The sequence below is a fragment of the Breoghania corrubedonensis genome (assembly GCF_003053845.1).
Taxonomy (GTDB): domain Bacteria; phylum Pseudomonadota; class Alphaproteobacteria; order Rhizobiales; family Stappiaceae; genus Breoghania; species Breoghania corrubedonensis.
The window spans coordinates 499,082-516,668 of sequence record NZ_QAYG01000002.1 but is presented as its reverse complement, the minus strand read 5'-3'; the positions used below and the strand labels follow the sequence as shown (position 1 = coordinate 516,668).

Sequence of the window (17,587 nt, the reverse complement as noted above, 5' to 3'; positions counted from 1 at the left end):
CCTCGATCCGGGCTTCGCATCCGCGCCCGGGATATCGGCTCCCGGGCGATTGGCACCTGTTGTGGCGCGTTTGTTATCCCGACCGCTAGAACAGGCTCAGCGGCGCCTGGTCGGCCTGGGAGGCCAGCGACAGGGCCGTGGAGGAGAGCTGCTGACGGGTCTGGAGGGCCAGCATGTTCGCCGCTTCCTCGTTGCCGTCGGCCAGCACCAGATTGTCGGCGCCTGTCTCCAGCGTGTTCATCATCATCTTGGTGAATTCGGTACGATTTTCCACGATCGACAGGTTGGAGCCGAAGGTGGAGGCCTGCGAGCGGACCTCGTACAGCGCGTCCTTGACCGTGCCCATCAGCGAATCGATGTTGGAGTCGAGATCGAGATCGGAGGCCTGCAGATCGGTCAACCCGAGATAGGCGGCGTTGATCGTTTCGGCGTTCTTGGTCTGGATGTTGATCGTCGAAGTGCCGGTTTCGTTGAAGGTCAGCTTCAGGTTATCGCCGCGCAACAGGTTGATGCCGTTATAGGAACTGTCGTCGGACAGCTTGTCGAGCTGGTCGCGCAGCTCGTTGAACTGATCGGCCAGATCCGAGCGGACGGTATTTCCGTCGATCGTCGTGGTGCCCGTCGATCCGTCCACCGTGCCGCCGGAGGTCGAGCCGGTGACCGTCAGGTCCTGGGTCGACTGGTTCTCGATGCGCAACTTTCCGTCGTCGTTCGACGCGCGCACCTTGTCCTTCAGGGCGGCGTTGTTGTTGATCTCGGATACCAGGGTGGCGACCGTCTTCTCGGTGATGTTCGTGATGCTGTCGGATGCGGCGCCCAGGCCGGAATCGGAGGCGCCGGCAAGTGTTTCGGCCACACTCGAGACGGTGACGGCGGCGGAGGAGGTGCTTGAGGCATTGTCGGAAGTGAGCACCAGCTCGCCGCCGCTGGTCGATGCGGTGATCGCGACGTTGCTGGCGTCGAAGCCGGCGTTGATGACCGACGCCAGTTCGTCCGAGGTCACGGCCTCGACGTCTGCCACGTCGTAGGTCGTGGCGGGGCCGCCGCCGACGGAAATTGACAGGGTGTCGGCATCTGTCGCGGTGATGGAGACCGAGGTCGTCGTCCCGCCGTCGATCGCCACATCGAAAGAAAGCGAGCCTGCATAGGAATTGTCGGCGGCGCTGTCGAAATCGAGGGCGGCGAAACCGGAGCCGGTGGAAACGCCCTGGGCGGTCGTGAGGTCGATATCGACCGGCGTCGAACCGATCGCGCCGTCGGAGAGCGAGAGCTTTTCCGTGCCGGCCGGCGTGGCGCCCAGGTCGACCGTGTAGGCTGCCGTCTGGTAGGTCTTGTCCTGGCGGGCCTGGCGCAACGTCGACTGCATCGATTCCAGCGTATTGGTGATCGACGTCAGGCCGTTGTCGGCCGCCTCCAGCGTCTTCACGCCGTTCGTCATGGAATCCATCAGTGCGGAAAGATCATTCGCGCGCGACTGAAGCGACGAGGAGGTGAAGAAATTCGTCGGGTTGTCGAGCGCGGAATTAACCTTCTTGCCGGTGGCGAGACGGTTCTGGGTGGTGGCCATCAGATCTGCGGTCTTTTGCAAAGAGAGGAGATTCTGCCGCACGCCTGCGGAGAGAGTGATGTCAGACACGGTCGCCATCCAATCCTGAAAAGGGCAGGAACTTGTTAAGACTGGTTAACGGATGACATCGAAATGGTTAACGCTTTGTAAACAGCGCCCGCACTGAGGAAGCTTTCACCCCCATATACGTAAAAAAAAGTCTAACCAGGCGCATTTTCTTCGTGGAGATACGTAAGAAATCCTGACGTTCTCCCCGTCAAGTGCCCGATCGTGCGCGAGCGTCGGGCCGCTGGCGGCGCCTCATGCCGCAGGTATGAGACCTGGAGCATGATCGGAGCGGAGCGAAGCGAGGAGCGAATGGATCATGCGGCAAAAACAGGCATCTCGAACTTCGATCTGGTTCCATCAGATCGGAAAAAGTTCCGGCATCGGCGGGGGCGGGATCGATAGGGGGACGAAACGAAAAACGGCGGAGCCCAAAGGCCCCGCCGTTCGATTTCGTCTCGCGATGTCCGCGTCGTCTTAGAAGAGACGCAGCGGCGCCTGATCGGCCTGGGAGGCCAGCGACAGAGCCGTGGAGGAGAGCTGCTGACGGGTCTGGAGGGCCAGCATGTTCGCCGCTTCCTCGTTACCGTCGGCCAGCACCAGATTGTCGGCACCGGTCTGCAGCGTGTTCATCATGGACTTGGTGAAGTCCTGACGGTTCTGAACGATCGACAGGTTCGAGCCGAAGGCCGAAGACTGCGAACGAACGGTGTTGACCGCATCCTTCACACCGGTGAGCAGACTGTCGATGTTGGTGTCGCTGTCCAGATCAGCCTCTTTGATATCCGAGATACCCAGTGTGCCGGCGTTGATGGTCTCGCCGCCCTTGGTCTGGATGTCGATCGTGGAGGTACCGGTCTCGTTGAAGGTGATCGTCAGGTTGTCGCCACGCAGCAGGTTGATACCGTTGTAGGAGGCATCATCAGACAGCTTGTCGAGCTGGTCGCGCAGTTCGTTGAACTGGTCGGCCAGATCGGCGCGAACGTCGTTACCGTCGATCGACGAGGTGCTCGTGGATCCGTCGACCGAGCCGGTGCTGGTCGAACCGGCAATGGTGAGGTCCTGCGTGGACTGGTTTTCCAGGCGCAGCTTGCCATTATCGTTCGACGCGCGAACCTTGCCCTTCAAGTCGGCATTGTTGTTGATCGTCGAGACAAGCTCGTCGACGGTCTTGACCGTACCCGTCGAACCTGCAACGCCATCGGTGCTGGTATCACCGCTGGTGAGGCCAATCACGGAGTCAACCGCACCGGCGGATGTCGTGACGGTCACATTGGCGCCATCCGCCCGGCTGATGTCGAGGCCACCCGAGGTGCCGGAGACGGTGAACCCGGCATCGTTCAGAGCAGTTTCCAGATCTGCCTTCTGACCGGTGGTCGCAGATGTGAAGTCATACGTGACGGTGTTGTCGCCAGCCGTCAGCGTAATACTCTGGCCATCAAGGGCGCTCAGATCGGGATCTGCAACCGACAGATCCGTGCCACCGGTACCGGTAAGCGTGGCCGGTGTAGCCGCAACATCCGTGCTGTTCAGGTCCAGTTGGATCGGCGTGTCGCCAATCGCGCCGCCGGACAGATCCAGGGTCTTCGCAGTTGCGGTGCCGATGGCGGTCTCGTCAATCGTGAAGGACGCGGTCTCGAAGGACTTGTCCTGACGCGCCTGACGCAGGGTGGACTGCATCGATTCCAGCGTGTTGGTGATCGAGGTCAGGCCGTTGTCGGCCGCTTCAAGCGTCTTGACGCCGTTGGACATGCTGTCCATCAGCGAATTCAGATCGTTCGACCGAGACTGAAGCGAGGAGGAGGTGAAGAAGTTCGTCGGGTTGTCGAGGGCCGAGTTGACCTTCTTGCCGGTGGCGAGGCGGTTCTGCGTCGTGGACATCAGATCCGCGGTCTTCTGCAGGGAGAGAAGGTTCTGGCGAACGCCGGACGAAAGAGTGATATCGGACATTACTCATTCCTTTCTTGGAACACACACGCCCCCGTTCTGGGGACTGGTAGAAACTGACTTGCAAATATTAACAAGGGTTTAATACTTACGGACACGTCAGTTCCTACGAGCGTAGTAATCCCATGAAAGAAGTGTCGTTGGTTGTGCTACGCGCGCCAAAAATGTCGCCTTGCGTGCAGTCGCGTTTTGCGGGGAATGGGAAAAACCGCGCGTTTTCGCCAATGCGCCCTCGACACGGCCCGTCTCTACCTGCCAGGCGGTGTTTTCTTGGTCCGAGCTGCGACAATTTGTCGGTGTGCGACGGGCCGCGCGTAGCTCGCTCGCTCGCGAGCGGACAAAAGCGGGAGGGGCAAAAGAAAACGGCGGAGCCTGAGGCCCCGCCGTTCGATGTCGTCTCGCGATGTCTCTTCGGCTTAGAAGAGACGCAGCGGCGCCTGATCGGCCTGGGATGCCAGGGACAGGGCTGTTGAGGAGAGCTGCTGGCGCGTCTGCAGGGCCAGCATGTTCGCCGCTTCCTCGTTGCCGTCGGCCAGCACCAGATTGTCGGCGCCGGTTTCCAGCGTGTTGATCATCGCGGTCGTGAATTCCTGACGGTTTTCCACGATCGAAAGGTTCGAGCCGAAGGCCGAAGACTGCGAACGAACCGTATTGATCGCGTCCTTCACACCGGTCAGCAACGTGTCGATGTTGGTGTCGCTGTCCAGATCGGCTTCCGCGATATCGGAGATACCCAGGGTGCCGGCGTTGACGGTCTCGCCGTTCTTGGTCTGGATGTCGATCGTCGAAGTGCCGGTCTCGTTGAAGGTGATCGTCAGCTTGTCGCCACGCAGCAGGTTGATACCGTTGAAGGAGGCATCATCCGACAGCTTGTCGAGCTGGTCGCGCAGTTCGTTGAACTGGTCGGCCAGATCGGCGCGCACCGTGTTGCCGCCGATCGTGCCCGTGCCTGTGCCACCGTCAACGGTGCCCGTCGACGCGGTCACACCGGTTACGGTGAGATCCTGCGTGGACTGGTTTTCCAGGCGCAGCTTGCCGTTGTCGTTCGACGCGCGAACCTTCTCGTCGAGCGAGCTGTTGGCATTGATCTCGGAGACCAGCGTATCGACAGTCTTCGCGGTGGTGCTGCCCAGGCTGCTGACAGCGGCGCCGAGGCCGGAGTCGGAGGAGCCTGCCAGGGTTTCCGCGACGGCCGACACGGTGACAGCGGCGGTGGAGCTGTCGGAGGCTGTGTCGGAGGTGAGCACGAGCTCGCCGCCGTCGGTGCTGGCGGTGATGGCAACGCTGTTGGCGTCGAAGCCGGCGTTGATCACGGAAGCCAGTTCGTCAGCGGTGACCGCCTCGACGTCGGCGACGTCGAACGTGGTCGCGGTGCCGCCATCGATGGAGATCGACAGCGTGTCGGCATCGGTCGCGGAGATGGCCACGGTCTGCGCGGTGCCGCCGTCGATGGCGACATCGAAGCTCATCGTGCCGGCATAGGAGTCGTCGGCGGCGCTGTCGAAGTCGAGGGCAGCGAAGCCGGAACCGGTGGCGACGCCCTGCGACTGGGTGAGGTCGATATCGACGGCCGTGGTGCCGACCGAACCGCCCGACAGCGACAGCTGCTCGGTGCCGGCCGGGGTGGAGCCCACGTCAACCGAGTAGGACGTGGTCTCGAAGGACTTGTCCTGACGCGCCTGACGCAACGTGGACTGCATCGATTCCAGCGTGTTGGTGATCGACGTCAGACCGTTATCCGCGGCCTCCAGCGTCTTGATGCCGTTGGACATGGAGTCCATCAGCGAATCCAGATCGCTTGCCCGCGACTGAAGCGAGGAGGAGGTGAAGAAGTTGGTCGGGTTGTCGAGCGCCGAGTTGACCTTCTTGCCGGTGGCGAGACGGTTCTGTGTCGTCGCCATCAGGTCCGCGGTGGACTGCAGAGAGAGCAGGTTCTGACGGACGCCGGCGGAGAGAGTGATATCAGCCATTACAGTTTTCCTCGTTCTGGGAACAGAGCACCCGTTCTGGGTGAACGCAGGTGACGCTAAGTCTAAGGTCTTAACTGATGGTAAAAACGAAAGTGAACTCGAAGTAAATAGTGACACTAATGAGATTTATGACGATAGTTTCGGCCTGTTATGGTCTGAATTATTGTTATATATAGCAATGTTTGGGAGGGGGTTTATATTACATTTTCGTAAAAGCCAAAGTACTTTAGGGAAATAATAAGTATATTACTGAACGTCAAAAATACCATTGTCTGGCATGCGGACCCTCCGAAATGGCGGAAAGCGATGCGGGGTGGCGGGCCGGATGGGGCTTTAAGGCCGCGCGAGGCAGGGGCGGAGATGTGGTTCGCCGGCCTTCTTGCGCGCGCTGTAAGCGGCGCCGTGCGGGCGAAGGTGTTGTCGCTCGATTATCCGGTTTGCGTGCGCGCGCGAAAGCCGTGGGGCTGCACGCCGGCCCCACGGCTTTCGCGGGGATTTCTCGATGACGCTCATCCAAAGGTCGGCGCGGGCCGTCAAGTCCGGTTCCCTCCGTTTGGGTGGTCCGGGGTCTGCGGCGCCAATCCGGTCTCAACAATGAAGCGGAGCCCGGGCGATCGACTTGAGGGGAAATAGTATCGGTCGGGAGGAGGGGGCGACTGGAATGAAGGAGGGGGCACGAAACGGTCGGAGAGGAAACTGGCGGAGAAAATGGCAACAAATGAAAATGCGGGGGGGGCGTACGGCGGGCACAGTAAGGGGAGGGCCGAGGATGCGGCCTTTCGCGTTTGGTCGCGTGCGCCCTTACAAGGTGCGGCTGACGGTCGGTTCGCTCGATCCGGTTCCGATGCTTGCCTGTGCGCCGGCTGCGGGAATATTGGTGGCCGTCTGACTGGCCAGGGCCTGACGCAGGCGCAGCAGCGCCTCTTCCGGGATCTGGCGCACAACCTCGCCCGTTGAGGGGTCTGTCGCGCGGAAGATCAGCGTATCGGTTTCCTGGTCGAAGTAGTTCTCGCGTTTGAGCGGCCGGTCGTCCCGGCGTTCCGCCTCCGCACGCGACCTCGCGCTGCCGTCACTTTCGGTGGCGGGCGTTACGACCTGTTCGGCCGGCAATTCCGTTTCGTTTGCCGCTGCCGAACGCATTGCGTATTGGGCTTGCGACGTTACGGCCTGAGCCAATGCCGAAACGGGTTTGATCACTCCCGAATCCATGGCGATCTCCTTCGGGCTCCAATATTCAATGAGCCCATCTTGCGGTAGCAAAGTATATAGCCCGCATCTGACCGGAATGGAAAGGAAAGAGGTAAAATTTTAACAAAATTTAAAAGGTTTCAGCGTGCGCTGCGGCATGCGCTGATTCGGCATTTTGCCATCGAAAGAAATGACATTGAAAAAAATGTTTTCAAATCAGCACCTTCCACCTGTTCCGGTGCGCATGATGAAAGCGCTGCGGGTTGCCGTCAAGAGGTGTACGGCTCTCTTGACGGTTCTGCGGATCATTTCGTCTTTTGCGAAAATTGCCCATTCGCAGCCCGTCTTGCCGTGGTGAAGCGGCCGCGCACGGGCGCGGCCAACGTCTTTTCTTGCGGCGCGGACCTTGCGGCGACGGGTATCGTCTCTGCGGCAGGTCGCGCGGCATGGCTGCGTGGTGTCTGTCACAGGTTCCGGTTGACCGCGAGGCCGCGCATGGACTCGCCCCTGGGGGGGACGGCGCCACGGCCATAGGTCTTGGGGCTTTCCGCGACGCCGACACTCTGGGCGACGGACCGCACCAGCTTCTCGGTCACCTCGCGCGCGGTCGAAAGCACCGCGAGGTTGATCTTCAGCACCGCCTGGAACTCGGAATGCCCACGCCGCAGTTCCGCCACGGCGGTGGGGGCGAGATTGCCGAGCGCCACGGAATTGTCGCGGGTGCGGTTGAGCTGCTGGATGTAGTTCTGCATGAGTTCGGCCTTGCGCGGCTGCATCTCGCCTGCCTCGCGCAACTTGCCTGCGCGCAGCAGCGCCGTTTCCTGCTCGATGGCGGCCAGCAGGTCGTCCATCGTGCCGCGCAGCCTGGCGCATTCCTCTTCCGCTTCCGTGCGCGTGTGGATCGGCTCGCGCGCGTTGTCCCGCATCGCGGTGTTCTGGTCAAAAGTCGCGGTCATTGAGACGTGCCTTCCTGCATGGCGATGAGTTCGCGCTGAACGCTGTCGGCGATACCGATGCCGCCGGCGTCGACGATGGAATTGGCGTATTGCTGCGAGAGCATGCCCCGCCAGATCTGCGAGGCGTTGGAGTCTCCGAAGGTTCCGCCGCCCTCGATGGTCTCGAACATGGAGTCGATCATCTGGTGGAGGAACTGGGACTCGAATTCCTTGGAAACCTTGTTGACCTTGGAGTCTTTGGAAACTCCATGGCCGTTCAGGGTCGCCGCCTGCGCGGCTTTCAGGCTGGTCAGCGTCGGCTGGCTCAGGAGGCTGGTGGTGTTCGCTTCCATCAGATCACCTCGATTTCGGCTTGCAGCGCGCCTGCCGCCTTGATCGCCTGCAGGATCGTGATCAGGTCGCGCGGTCCGATGCCCAGCGCGTTGAGCCCGTCGACGAGCTGCTGCAGGGTCACGCTCTCGTTGACCACCGCGACCTTGCGTTCCGCGCCGTCGGTAACCGTCACGTCGGTGCGCGGCACCACGGCGGTCTGGCCATTGGCGAAAGGCTGCGGCTGGGAGACGACCGGGCTCTCCGCGATCGTTACCGTCAGGTTGCCCTGGGCGACGGCGACGGTGGAGACCTTGACGTTCTGCCCCATGACGATGATGCCGGACTTCTCGTCGATGACGATCTTGGCGGGCAGGTCCGGCTCGATCCGCAACTGTTCGATGTCGGTCATCAGGTCGACGATGTTGCCGTCGAAGTCGCGCGGCAGGGTCAGGCGCACGGTGGCCGGGTCCATCGGTTCGGCGGTCGGCAGGCCGATCAACTCGTTGATGGCAAGCGCGATGCGGCGCGAGGTGGTCAGGTCCGGATTGCGCAGCTGCAGCCGCAGCGACGTCATGGAGGCGAGCTTGAAGTTCAGCTCGCGCTCCACCACCGCCCCGTTGGAGATGCGCCCGGAGGTCGGCACGCCTTGCGTGATGGAGGCGGCCGCACCCTGTGCGGAGAAACCGCCGATGGCGAGCGGGCCTTGCGCGATGGCGTAAACCTCACCGTCGGCGCCGATCAGCGGGGTTACCAGCAAGGTGCCGCCCTGAAGGCTGTCGGCGTCGCCCATGGCGCTCACCGTCACGTCGATGCGCGAGCCCTGGGTGGTGAAGGCCGGCAGGTTGGCGGTGACCATCACGGCGGCGACGTTCTGGGTCTTGAGGTCTGCGCCGCGAATGTTGACGCCGAGCCGTTCCAGCATCGCCTGAAGGCTCTGCTTGGTGAAGGGGGCGTTGTTCAACGTGTCGCCGGTGCCCTGCAGGCCAACCACCAGGCCGTAGCCGATGAGCTGGTTTTCGCGGATACCCTCGAAATCGGCGATGTCCTTGATGCGCGAGGCCGGCCACGCGGCGGTGGCGGCAAGCGTCACGGTGACGAGGACGATGAGGCGAAGACGGGAAACCAGGAACATTTAGGGCGATCCGCGCAACGTGTTTGATTTGCGTGCTTTTGAATGCGAGGAGCGTGCCAGTCGGTCGGCTGTTCGTGTCCCGTCTTTAACGGATTGAAAACGATAATGATTTGGAGTGTTCTGTGCGGGCTGCTAGACTCAGGCTGGCTGTGGTGACCCGGCAAAATCTGCCTAGTGCCCCGGAAAGCCCCGGGATTTCGGAAATTTCTGCCCGTTGTATCGGTCATGGCCGGTCCGCCTTCTGATGGCGGACGCTCCATCCGGCGACCGACGGGCGAGACACAAGCGGGACAAGCGTCATGCGGATCGGCGGACCGACCTCAGGCTCCGGCATCCAGAAGCGGTCGGGTGCGAAGGGGACATCGAAGTCCGGCTCGACCTTCGCGCCGACCTCCGGCGAGGAGGCGGATCGCTCAAGCGTGTCCGGCGGCGTCAGTTCGACGTATGCGGTCGATGCGCTCCTGTCGCTTCAGGAAGTCGAGGATCCGCTTACCGGCAAACGCCGGGGGGCGACAAAACGCGGCCACGATCTTCTCGATGCGCTGGAAGAGATGAAGGCCGACCTTCTGGCCGGCGTCATGCCGGAAGCGCGCCTCGACCGGATCCTTCAACTCGTGCAGACCCGGCTTCCATCCGGCGATCCCCGGCTTGAGGCGGTGATTGACGAAATCGACCTGCGCGCGCGCGTGGAGCTGGCAAAGCTCGGCCGCTTTCCCGACTGAGATCGCGGCGCGGGAGCGGGAGGCTGGCGGAACCTTCGGGCGCGGAGAATCGTTTTCCCTCTCCGGGCCGGTGCCTGCGGCCTTCACGGGAGACGTTGCGGGCCCGCTTGTGTGCCCAGTACGTAGTCGTTCCGGGTCATAACTGCCTAAAATCACGCATGGGTTAGTTTTTCCCGACATCGTCGTTGCGGGTTGTAGGCGTGATCGCTATATTCCGCGCGGCCTCGTTAGGTTTTCGGAGTGATCCATGACGGTTGAAGTCGAAGTTGATTATCGTCCTCACGAGGGCGAACCGTTCATGAATGAGAGGCAGCGCGAGTATTTCCGCTCGAAGCTGCTCGCCTGGAGAGAAGATATCCTGCGTGAGAGCAGAGAAACTCTGGCCCATCTGCAGGAGGAGAGCCAAAATCATCCTGATCTCGCGGATCGCGCATCTTCGGAATCCGATCGTTCTATAGAGCTGCGTGCGCGCGACCGGCAGCGTAAACTCATCTCCAAGATCGATGCTGCATTGCAGCGGATCGAAGACGGTTCCTACGGCTATTGCGAGGAAACGGGAGAACCGATCTCGGTGAAGCGTCTCGACGCCCGCCCGATCGCGACCCTGTCACTCGAAGCCCAGGAACGCCACGAACGGCGCGAGCGAGTTTACCGGGACGATTGATCCGGGACGCCTTCTTCAGGAAGGCAGAACCGTTGAGACTGAATCAAAAGCCGCCTTCGGGCGGCTTTTTCTTTGAGTGCGCAAGGGGGGAGCGTGAGGGTGGCGTGTCCGCCCGTCAAGAGGTCGGGGCGCGGTGCGCTTGGGGAGCATTGCACCGCGCCCTCAATCAGCCGTCCTGCCCGGGGAGCGGGGAGAGCGGCTTGGAAGAGAGCTCTGGGGAGTGAGCTCTCCGGGGAGAGGGGAAGGCGCCGCCGGAAGAAATCCCGGCGACACCGCAAGGGAGGCGTCAGAAGGGCAGCAGGATGTCGAGCGCCTGGGATCCGTAGCGCGGTTGCTGAACGTCGGTGATCTGGCCACGGCCGCCATAGGCGATGCGGGCCTCGGCGATCTTGGCGCTGTCGATGGTGTTTTCCGCGCCGATGTCCTCCGGCCGGATCACGCCGGCGACGATCAGTTCGCGGACTTCGAAATTGACGCGGACTTCCTGCCGGCCCTCGATGACCAGGTTGCCGTTGGGCAGCACCTGGGTGACGACGGCGGCGACCTTGGTTTCAAGGGTTTCGGAGCGGTCCACCGTGCCGGACCCGGACTGGCTGGAGGTGGAGGAGACGTCGGCAAGGTCGGAGGCGCTGGAGCCGGCCGGCAGCAGGAACTTGTCGATGGCCGTGCCGACCGCGCCGCCCGCGCCCATGGAATCGGAGCCGGAACGCTTGCGCTCGGTGGCGTTATCGATCTCGGCCTTGTCGGTGATCGTCACGACCACCGTCAGGATGTCGCCGACCTGACGGGCGCGCTGATCCTTGAAGAAGGAGCGCGAGCCCGACTGCCACAGCGAGTTTGCCGCGTAATGCACCGGCTCGGGATGCGGCATCGGCATTTTCACCGGCCGGTAGCCCGGCGTCGCGGTCGGATCGTTGATGGCGCTGAGCGCCGGGGCCTTGCCGATGTTCTTCAGCTTGTCGGCGGTGCCGCAGCCCGCTGCGAGCAGGCATGCGGAGGACACGAGGAGGATACGGAAGGGAGTCATTTCACGTGCTCCTCGAGGCTCGCCACGCGCGCGGTGCGCGGCTGGACGGATACCCGGCCGGGGCCGGTCACGACCGCCTGGATGGTCCGGCGGGACTGGATGTTGAGCACGTCGATGACGTCGCCCTTCACGGCATCGGCCATGGCTTCGCCCTGGACGGTCAGCTTCAGGCCGGAGATCTCGTAGGTGATGATCACGCGGGAGCGCCGTTCAACCGCAATCGGCTCCTCGAAGTCGCGCTTCACCAGCACGCGGCCGGGCATCTGGGCGCGGCGAACGGCCATGCCGATGATGTCGTCGGGATCGGTGACCGTGCCCTCGCGCAGAGCTGTGCGGGGAACGCGGGTGGTTTCCAGATCGTGCGCCGTGACCATGTCGCCGCGCGAAAGGCGGCGGGAAAAGGTGACGATACTTGCGGTCTCGATCGCGAGCCCGGCGACGGCGAACGCGGTCTGGCTCTTATCGAGATCCACGGAGAAGACGGCGTCGAACCGGCCGCTGTGCGGCGAGTAGGAGAGGCGGGCGAGCTTGACCGGCTCCAGCGCCGCCGGATCGGCGGTCAGTGTCGGCAGGTCGCCCGAATATTCGATTTCGAGATCCTCTGAGGCATCGATGCCGGTGCGCTCCTGCAACGCCTCGCGGATCATCCGGCGCAGCTGGTCGGGGCCGATGGTCAGCGCGGCGCGGTGCACGATGACGTCGCGCACGCCGGAGGTGTCGGCATCGGTGAGACCGGCGGCGCGGGCCCGGCGCAACACGTCGAGCGCGGGTACGGTGCCGGTGCGGCCCAGATCGGGCGCGCGGAACAGGGGCTGGTCGGCGTTGGGGCCGGGGTTTTCGAAGAAGTCGGCGATGGTGAGGAGCGCGCGGGTGGCGGTAACCTTACCGCGCAGAACCGGGCGTTCCGCAGCCAGGGGGCTTGCCTGGGCGCTGCCTTCCATGCCCGGCAGGCCGCCGGGCACCATGCCGGCCAGCGGCAGCGCCGCGGCGAAGGCGAAGAGGATGAGATGACGCGTCATGGGGCTGGTTCCCGGGCGTTAGCGCAGCTGCGAGCTCGTCTGCATCATTTCGTCAGCGGCCTGGATCACCTTCGAGTTCATCTCGTAGGCGCGCTGGGCGGAGATCAGGTCGGAGATCTCGGTGACCGCCTCCACGTTCGCGGCTTCCAGGTAGTTCTGCAGCAGGGTGCCGGTGCTGTTGTCGCCGGGATCGTTCACGATCGGCGCGCCGGAGGCTTCCGTTTCCAGGAACAGGTTGTCGCCGATCGCCTGCAGGCCGCCCTTGTTGGTGAAACGGGCGAGCTGGATCTGGCCGAAAGTCTGGTTGGCGCCGTTCACGGTGCCCTGGACGGAGCCTTCCGAGTTGATGGTGATGTCGAGCGCGTTGTCGGGAATGGTGATGCCCGGTTGCACCGCGTAGCCGTCGACGGTGACGAGCTGACCGGTGGAGTCGCGCTCGAACGAGCCGTCGCGGGTGTAGGCGGTGGTGCCGTCGGGCAGGTCGATCTGGAAAAAGCCCTCGCCCTTGATGGCGACGTCGGTTTCCTTTTCCGTCAATTCCGGCGTGCCCTGGGACATGATGCGGCTGGTGGCGGCGGTGCGCACGCCGGAGCCGAGCTGGACACCTGTCGGCACCTGCGTGCCGGCGTCGGATGTGTCCGTGCCGGCGCGGCGCAGGTTCTGGTAGAGCAGGTCCTGGAACTCCGCACGCTGGCGCTTGTAGCCGGTGGTGCGCATGTTCGCGAGGTTGTTGGAGATGACTTCGACGTTGAGTTCCTGGGCCTTCATGCCCGTGGCGGCGATATGGAGAGCTCTCATGGGCTCGTCTCCTGAAAATCTGTGCGTCGGGCAGGGGTCAGCTGTCGGTGGTGCCGAGCTTCTGGATGGCGTTGGTCATCAGATCGTTCTGGTCCTTCATCAACTGGGCCACGGTCCGATAGGCGCGGGTGACCTCGATCATCCGGGTCATCTCCGTCACGCCTTCCACGTTGGAGCCTTCCAGCGCGCCTTGCTGCACGCGCGGGCTGACCACATCGACGGGGGGCAGCGCGTCGTTGGTCGCAAACAGGTTGCTGCCGACGGGGTTGAGCGCGCTCTCGTTCTCGAAGCCGACGATGCGCAACCGTCCGCGCTGACCCTGATTGGTGGAGATCGAACCGTCGCGGGCGATGGAGATGTCCGTCTCGTCGGGCGCAAAGGTGATCGGTCCGCCGTCGCCCTGCACGGTGTTGCCGTCCATGGTGACGAGTTCGCCGTTGCCGTTGATCTGGAAATTGCCGGCGCGGGTGAACCGCTCCCCCTCGGGGGTGTCGACCACGAAGAAGCCGTCGCCGTTGATGGCGACGTCGAGCGGATTGCCGGTCATGCGGATCTCGCCGCCGCGCATGTCGCGGAAGGAGCTGAAGTCCTGAACATAGGACAGCGGACGGTCCATGCGCCGGGGAAACTCGCTCATCTTGGCGACCGGCATCTTGTATTCCTCATACAGCAGCTTCTCGTTCTTGAAGCCGCTCGTATTCAGATTCGCGAGATTGTTGGCGATGACGGCCAGCTGGCGCTTGAGCGCGGTCTGACGGGTCAGGCCGATGAGCTCCGCATTCTCCATCGTTAACTTTCCTTATGCTCCCCAACGCCACGCCAATCTCCCCAGACAGCGTGGCACGGCTCTTCATCAGCACGAGCCGTGCCAACTGAAATGGCATTGAAAATAAAGGGAAAATTCTGGAAGGTTGGTTAATACCCGGCAATAGTTGCCGCTTTTTCCTGCCTGCGGGCAAAGGCTGCCTGGGCTTTTGCAGGCCATATACGGGACAGTACGGCAACGATTTGGAAACCATTCGTTAACCATTGTGGCCCTAAATAAGGAACGCGGGCGCACGGGGAGCATTCTGCGTCCAAAACACACGGCGGGGAGCCGTAAATGTCTGATGCAGAACAGGGCGAGGCCGAAGAGGCTGGCGTCGACGGCGAGGCGCCGTCCAAAAAGAAGAAGATCATCGTCATCGCTGCCGCCGTGGTGGTGTTGCTGCTGGTCGCCGGTGGTGCGGCATACTTCCTCGGCCTGTTCGGCGGTGGCGGGAGCAATTCCGGTGCGCCGCAGACTGGTGCGGCCGGCGAAGCCGAATTCGTTCCGCAAAAGGAAGTCTATTTCTACGACCTGCCGGAGGTGACGGTTAACCTCGCCACCCAGGGTCAGGCGACGTACCTGAAGGTTCGGATCTCGCTGGAGGTCGCGGACCGGGGTGTCGCCGACCAGATCGAGCCGTTCCTGCCGCGCGTGATGGATGCCTTTCAGGTCTATCTGCGCGAGCTGAGGCCGGTGGACCTCGAAGGCTCGGCCGGCCTGTTCCGGCTCAAGGAAGAACTCCTGAGGCGGATCAACGTGGCGGTCTATCCGGCGCGCGTGGATGGCGTCCTCTTCAAGGAAATCCTGATCCAGTAGGTGCGACGATCATGGCCGACGAAGACGACGATGACCTGATGGTCGATGACCTGGACGCAGCCTGGGGCGATGCGCTCGCCGAACAGGGGGGCGGAGAGTCGGAAGACGACGACCTGGCCGCCGCCTGGGGAGCTGCGCTCGAGGAGCAGGGTGCCGGCAGCGCCGACGACATGGCCGCCCACTGGGCGTCGATGGTCGATGCGAGCGAGCCGGAGCTCGAGACCGCGACGCGCGGCGCCGACCGGATCTTGAACCAGGAGGAAATCGACAACCTTCTCGGCTTCAACATCGAGGACACCATATCGGGCGAGACCAGCGGCATCCGCGCGCTGATCAATTCCTCGATGGTCTCCTACGAGCGCCTGCCGATGCTGGAGATCGTGTTCGACCGCCTGGTGCGGCTGACCACGACCAGCTTGCGCAACTTCACCTCCGACAACGTGGAAGTCTCGCTCGACTCGATCACCTCGGTGCGTTTCGGCGACTACCTCAATTCCATTCCGCTGCCCGCCATCCTCACCGTCTTCAAGGCGGAGGAGTGGGACGGCTTCTGCATGGCGACGGTGGAATCGAGCCTGATCTACTCGATCATCGATGTGCTGCTCGGCGGCGGGCGCGGTGGCGCGCCGGTACGCGTCGAGGGGCGTCCCTACACCACCATCGAAATCAACCTCGTACGCCGGATGGTCGAGATCATCCTGGCGGACGCCGAGCTGGCCTTCGCGCCGCTGTCGCCGGTGCATTTCAATCTGGAGCGGCTGGAGACCAATCCCCGCTTCGCCGCCATTTCGCGCTCTGCCAACGCGGCCATCCTCGTCGAGCTTCGCATCGACATGGAGGATCGCGGCGGCAAGATCGAAATCATGATGCCCTACGCGACGCTGGAGCCGATCCGCGATCTGCTGCTGCAGCAGTTCATGGGCGAGAAGTTCGGCCGCGACACCACGTGGGAAGGGCACCTGGCGACGGAGATCCACGCCGCGGAGATGGAAGTCGCCGCGGTGCTCTACGAAACAGAGGTGCCGATCAGCCGGATCATGAAGCTCGAACTCGGCGACACGCTGATGTTCGATATCGGCCCCCACGATCCGGTTTCCATAAAGGCCGGTGAAGTCCATCTCACCGAGGGGCATCTCGGCCGGGTGGAAGACAATATCGCAATCGCCGTCAGCCGCAGCCTGCGCAAATCAAAAATGACGCTTTCCGCTTTCGAGAAGGCAATGCAAAAAGAGATGGAGTCCTCGTCGTGAGTCACCTTCCCCTCGGCCTCATCATCGAAGGCCTGGTTGCCATCCTGCTGGTGCTGACAATCACCTATTGCGCGATCCTCAACTCCAGGCTGAAGCGCCTGCGGTCCGACGAGCAGGCGCTGCGTGCCACCATCTCGGAACTGATCACCACGACGGAGATCGCCGAGCGCGCCATTCTCGGCCTCAAGACGACGGCGGCCGAATGCGACCAGACGATCGCCCAGCGTCTGATCCAGGCAGAGCATCTGTCGGGTGAACTCGCCCGCCAGCTCGACACCGGCGAAACCGTGCTGACGCGCATCACCCAGATCGCGGAAGCGGCCGGGCGCGGGCAGGCCGGCGGCGCGGCGCCCGCGCATCGTGGTGCCGCTCATCCGGCCCAGCCCTACCAGCCTCATCCGGCCCAGGGCCGCGCGGAGGTACAGCCCGAGCCCGCACCCCAGGCGGCAAAGTCTCTGTCCGCGCAGGACCTGCGGGCGGCCGCGGCAGAAGCCGCCGCCCGGCTGGAGCGGTTCCGTCAGCGTAGCGGGGAGCGGGCGGCTTGAACAAACTGCGTCTCCTTCATCTGGTCTTCCTGGCGACGGGTGCGCTGCTGGTGTTCAAGAGCATCGGCATCGTCACCATGTCCGGCTTCGCGCTGAGCCCGGTGCTTGAGGCATCGGCGCAGGGTGCGGACGCCGCGGCGCCGGCGGCCGGAGACGGAGCGCAGACGCAGCCCGATGCAAGTGTCCCCGGCGACGGTCCTCAACCCGGAGCGCCGTCAGCCGCGCCATCACCCGCGCCGGCGGGCGATCAGGGTCAGGGGGCGGATGCCGGCAGCCTGCCGCTTCCCGGCGAAAACGGCATGGGCAATGGAAAGTTGCCGGCGGACGGCACCGTGATCCAGGGCAACGATCTCGGCCGTTCGCGTTCCGAGCGCGTCGTGCTGGAGCGGCTGCGTGCCCGGCGCAAGGAGCTGGATGAACGCGAGGCGCGCCAGCAGCTTCGCGAGGATCTCCTGAAGGCGGCGGAGGCGCGTATCGAGAAGCGCGTGGGCGAGCTGAAACAGCTTGAGGCGCGCATCGGAACGGCGGTCGACGAAAAGAAGAAAAAGGAAGAAGAGGAATTCAAGAACCTCGCCCGGATGTATGAATCCATGCGCGCCAAGGATGCCGCCCGCATCTTCGACCGGCTCGACCTCAATGTTCTCGTCAGGGTTGCACGCGCCATGAAGCCCGCCAAGGTCGCCGATGTCATGGCCAAGATGAAGCCCGAGGTGGCGGAACGGCTGACGATCGAACTGGCGACGGGACAGAATGACGGCATGGCCGGCTCGATGGGAGACCTGCCCAAGATCCGCGGCAATTAACCGGTTACCGCGACTTTG

The 17,587-nt window shown here is 63.2% G+C and carries 17 protein-coding genes; 6 read left to right on the top strand and 11 right to left on the bottom strand.

Annotation, left to right across the window (positions count from 1 at the left end; translation table 11 throughout):
• Positions 1–85: 85 nt before the first annotated feature.
• From C8N35_RS10475 to C8N35_RS10445, 7 genes are all read right to left on the bottom strand, one after another.
• Positions 86–1,636 (bottom strand): flagellin N-terminal helical domain-containing protein, encoded by a 1,551-nt coding sequence (locus tag C8N35_RS10475; protein WP_170122068.1) that lies wholly within the window; start codon positions 1,634–1,636, stop codon positions 86–88.
• Positions 1,637–2,089: 453 nt separating this feature from the next.
• Complete coding sequence (locus C8N35_RS10470; RefSeq protein WP_107989613.1) at positions 2,090–3,562, bottom strand: flagellin N-terminal helical domain-containing protein; 1,473 nt, start codon at positions 3,560–3,562, stop codon at positions 2,090–2,092.
• Between the two features lie 413 nt (positions 3,563–3,975).
• Positions 3,976–5,529 (bottom strand): flagellin N-terminal helical domain-containing protein, encoded by a 1,554-nt coding sequence (locus C8N35_RS10465; protein WP_107989612.1) that lies wholly within the window; start codon positions 5,527–5,529, stop codon positions 3,976–3,978.
• An 801-nt stretch (positions 5,530–6,330) separates the two neighbouring features.
• Positions 6,331–6,738, bottom strand: a complete 408-nt coding sequence (locus tag C8N35_RS10460; protein ID WP_107989611.1) for a flagellar protein FlaG — start codon at positions 6,736–6,738, stop codon at positions 6,331–6,333.
• A gap of 443 nt (positions 6,739–7,181) precedes the next feature.
• Positions 7,182–7,673: a hypothetical protein gene (locus tag C8N35_RS10455; RefSeq protein WP_210203474.1), complete on the bottom strand. Its 492-nt coding sequence runs from the start codon at positions 7,671–7,673 to the stop codon at positions 7,182–7,184.
• Positions 7,670–8,005, bottom strand: coding sequence for a rod-binding protein (locus tag C8N35_RS10450; RefSeq protein WP_107989610.1), 336 nt, complete (start codon positions 8,003–8,005; stop codon positions 7,670–7,672). Before C8N35_RS10450 ends, C8N35_RS10455 begins: the two co-directional genes overlap by 4 nt.
• Entirely contained in the window at positions 8,005–9,117 is a 1,113-nt protein-coding gene (locus tag C8N35_RS10445; protein WP_107989609.1) for a flagellar basal body P-ring protein FlgI, read from the bottom strand. Before C8N35_RS10445 ends, C8N35_RS10450 begins: the two co-directional genes overlap by 1 nt.
• Positions 9,118–9,416: 299 nt before the next feature.
• Between C8N35_RS10445 and C8N35_RS10440 the strand changes: the two genes are divergently transcribed.
• Both C8N35_RS10440 and dksA read left to right on the top strand, forming a co-directional pair.
• The gene (locus C8N35_RS10440) at positions 9,417–9,839 is read left to right on the top strand and encodes a flagellar assembly protein FliX (RefSeq protein WP_107989608.1); all 423 of its coding nucleotides are present in this window, start codon (positions 9,417–9,419) and stop codon (positions 9,837–9,839) included.
• 247 nt (positions 9,840–10,086) lie between these two features.
• Complete coding sequence (gene dksA / locus C8N35_RS10435; RefSeq protein WP_107989607.1) at positions 10,087–10,503, top strand: RNA polymerase-binding protein DksA; 417 nt, start codon at positions 10,087–10,089, stop codon at positions 10,501–10,503.
• 286 nt (positions 10,504–10,789) lie between these two features.
• On the opposite strand, the gene flgH is transcribed toward dksA, so the two are convergent.
• The 4 genes from flgH to flgF are packed head-to-tail and all read right to left on the bottom strand — an operon-like array spanning position 10,790 to position 14,134.
• Positions 10,790–11,530: a flagellar basal body L-ring protein FlgH gene (flgH, locus tag C8N35_RS10430; RefSeq protein WP_107989606.1), complete on the bottom strand. Its 741-nt coding sequence runs from the start codon at positions 11,528–11,530 to the stop codon at positions 10,790–10,792.
• Positions 11,527–12,549 carry a flagellar basal body P-ring formation chaperone FlgA gene (gene flgA / locus C8N35_RS10425; protein WP_107989605.1) on the bottom strand — a complete coding sequence of 341 codons (1,023 nt, stop codon included), beginning with the start codon at positions 12,547–12,549 and terminating at the stop codon, positions 11,527–11,529. Before flgA ends, flgH begins: the two co-directional genes overlap by 4 nt.
• Positions 12,550–12,567: 18 nt before the next feature.
• Entirely contained in the window at positions 12,568–13,347 is a 780-nt protein-coding gene (flgG, locus tag C8N35_RS10420; protein WP_107989604.1) for a flagellar basal-body rod protein FlgG, read from the bottom strand.
• Between the two features lie 37 nt (positions 13,348–13,384).
• Complete coding sequence (gene flgF, locus C8N35_RS10415; protein WP_107989603.1) at positions 13,385–14,134, bottom strand: flagellar basal-body rod protein FlgF; 750 nt, start codon at positions 14,132–14,134, stop codon at positions 13,385–13,387.
• Between the two features lie 315 nt (positions 14,135–14,449).
• On the opposite strand from flgF, the gene C8N35_RS10410 reads away from it, so the two are divergent.
• From C8N35_RS10410 to C8N35_RS10395, 4 genes are read left to right on the top strand one after another with little or no spacing between them, the layout of a single operon-like run.
• Positions 14,450–14,971 (top strand): flagellar basal body-associated FliL family protein, encoded by a 522-nt coding sequence (locus tag C8N35_RS10410; RefSeq protein WP_107989602.1) that lies wholly within the window; start codon positions 14,450–14,452, stop codon positions 14,969–14,971.
• A 38-nt stretch (positions 14,972–15,009) separates the two neighbouring features.
• Positions 15,010–16,221: a flagellar motor switch protein FliM gene (gene fliM, locus C8N35_RS10405; RefSeq protein ID WP_107989667.1), complete on the top strand. Its 1,212-nt coding sequence runs from the start codon at positions 15,010–15,012 to the stop codon at positions 16,219–16,221.
• Entirely contained in the window at positions 16,218–16,766 is a 549-nt protein-coding gene (locus C8N35_RS10400) for a DUF6468 domain-containing protein (RefSeq protein ID WP_107989601.1), read from the top strand. Before fliM ends, C8N35_RS10400 begins: the two co-directional genes overlap by 4 nt.
• A complete protein-coding gene (locus tag C8N35_RS10395; protein ID WP_107989600.1) occupies positions 16,763–17,569 on the top strand; it encodes a MotE family protein in 807 nt (268 codons plus the stop codon). Before C8N35_RS10400 ends, C8N35_RS10395 begins: the two co-directional genes overlap by 4 nt.
• The last annotated feature ends 18 nt before the right edge of the window (positions 17,570–17,587 follow it).

What these genes read in the sequence shown, in the direction of transcription:
- C8N35_RS10445 (WP_107989609.1), bottom strand. Translation starts at nt 9,117, where the DNA reads ATGTTCCTGGTTTCCCGTCTTCGCCTCATCGTCCTCGTCACCGTGACG.
- flgA (WP_107989605.1), bottom strand. Translation starts at nt 12,549, where the DNA reads ATGACGCGTCATCTCATCCTCTTCGCCTTCGCCGCGGCGCTGCCGCTG.
- flgH (WP_107989606.1), bottom strand. Translation starts at nt 11,530, where the DNA reads ATGACTCCCTTCCGTATCCTCCTCGTGTCCTCCGCATGCCTGCTCGCA.
- C8N35_RS10465 (WP_107989612.1), bottom strand. Translation starts at nt 5,529, where the DNA reads ATGGCTGATATCACTCTCTCCGCCGGCGTCCGTCAGAACCTGCTCTCT.
- flgF (WP_107989603.1), bottom strand. Translation starts at nt 14,134, where the DNA reads ATGGAGAATGCGGAGCTCATCGGCCTGACCCGTCAGACCGCGCTCAAG.
- C8N35_RS10440 (WP_107989608.1), top strand. Translation starts at nt 9,417, where the DNA reads ATGCGGATCGGCGGACCGACCTCAGGCTCCGGCATCCAGAAGCGGTCG.
- fliM (WP_107989667.1), top strand. Translation starts at nt 15,010, where the DNA reads ATGGTCGATGACCTGGACGCAGCCTGGGGCGATGCGCTCGCCGAACAG.
- C8N35_RS10460 (WP_107989611.1), bottom strand. Translation starts at nt 6,738, where the DNA reads ATGGATTCGGGAGTGATCAAACCCGTTTCGGCATTGGCTCAGGCCGTA.
- C8N35_RS10410 (WP_107989602.1), top strand. Translation starts at nt 14,450, where the DNA reads ATGTCTGATGCAGAACAGGGCGAGGCCGAAGAGGCTGGCGTCGACGGC.
- C8N35_RS10470 (WP_107989613.1), bottom strand. Translation starts at nt 3,562, where the DNA reads ATGTCCGATATCACTCTTTCGTCCGGCGTTCGCCAGAACCTTCTCTCC.
- dksA (WP_107989607.1), top strand. Translation starts at nt 10,087, where the DNA reads ATGACGGTTGAAGTCGAAGTTGATTATCGTCCTCACGAGGGCGAACCG.
- flgG (WP_107989604.1), bottom strand. Translation starts at nt 13,347, where the DNA reads ATGAGAGCTCTCCATATCGCCGCCACGGGCATGAAGGCCCAGGAACTC.
- C8N35_RS10450 (WP_107989610.1), bottom strand. Translation starts at nt 8,005, where the DNA reads ATGGAAGCGAACACCACCAGCCTCCTGAGCCAGCCGACGCTGACCAGC.
- C8N35_RS10455 (WP_210203474.1), bottom strand. Translation starts at nt 7,673, where the DNA reads ATGACCGCGACTTTTGACCAGAACACCGCGATGCGGGACAACGCGCGC.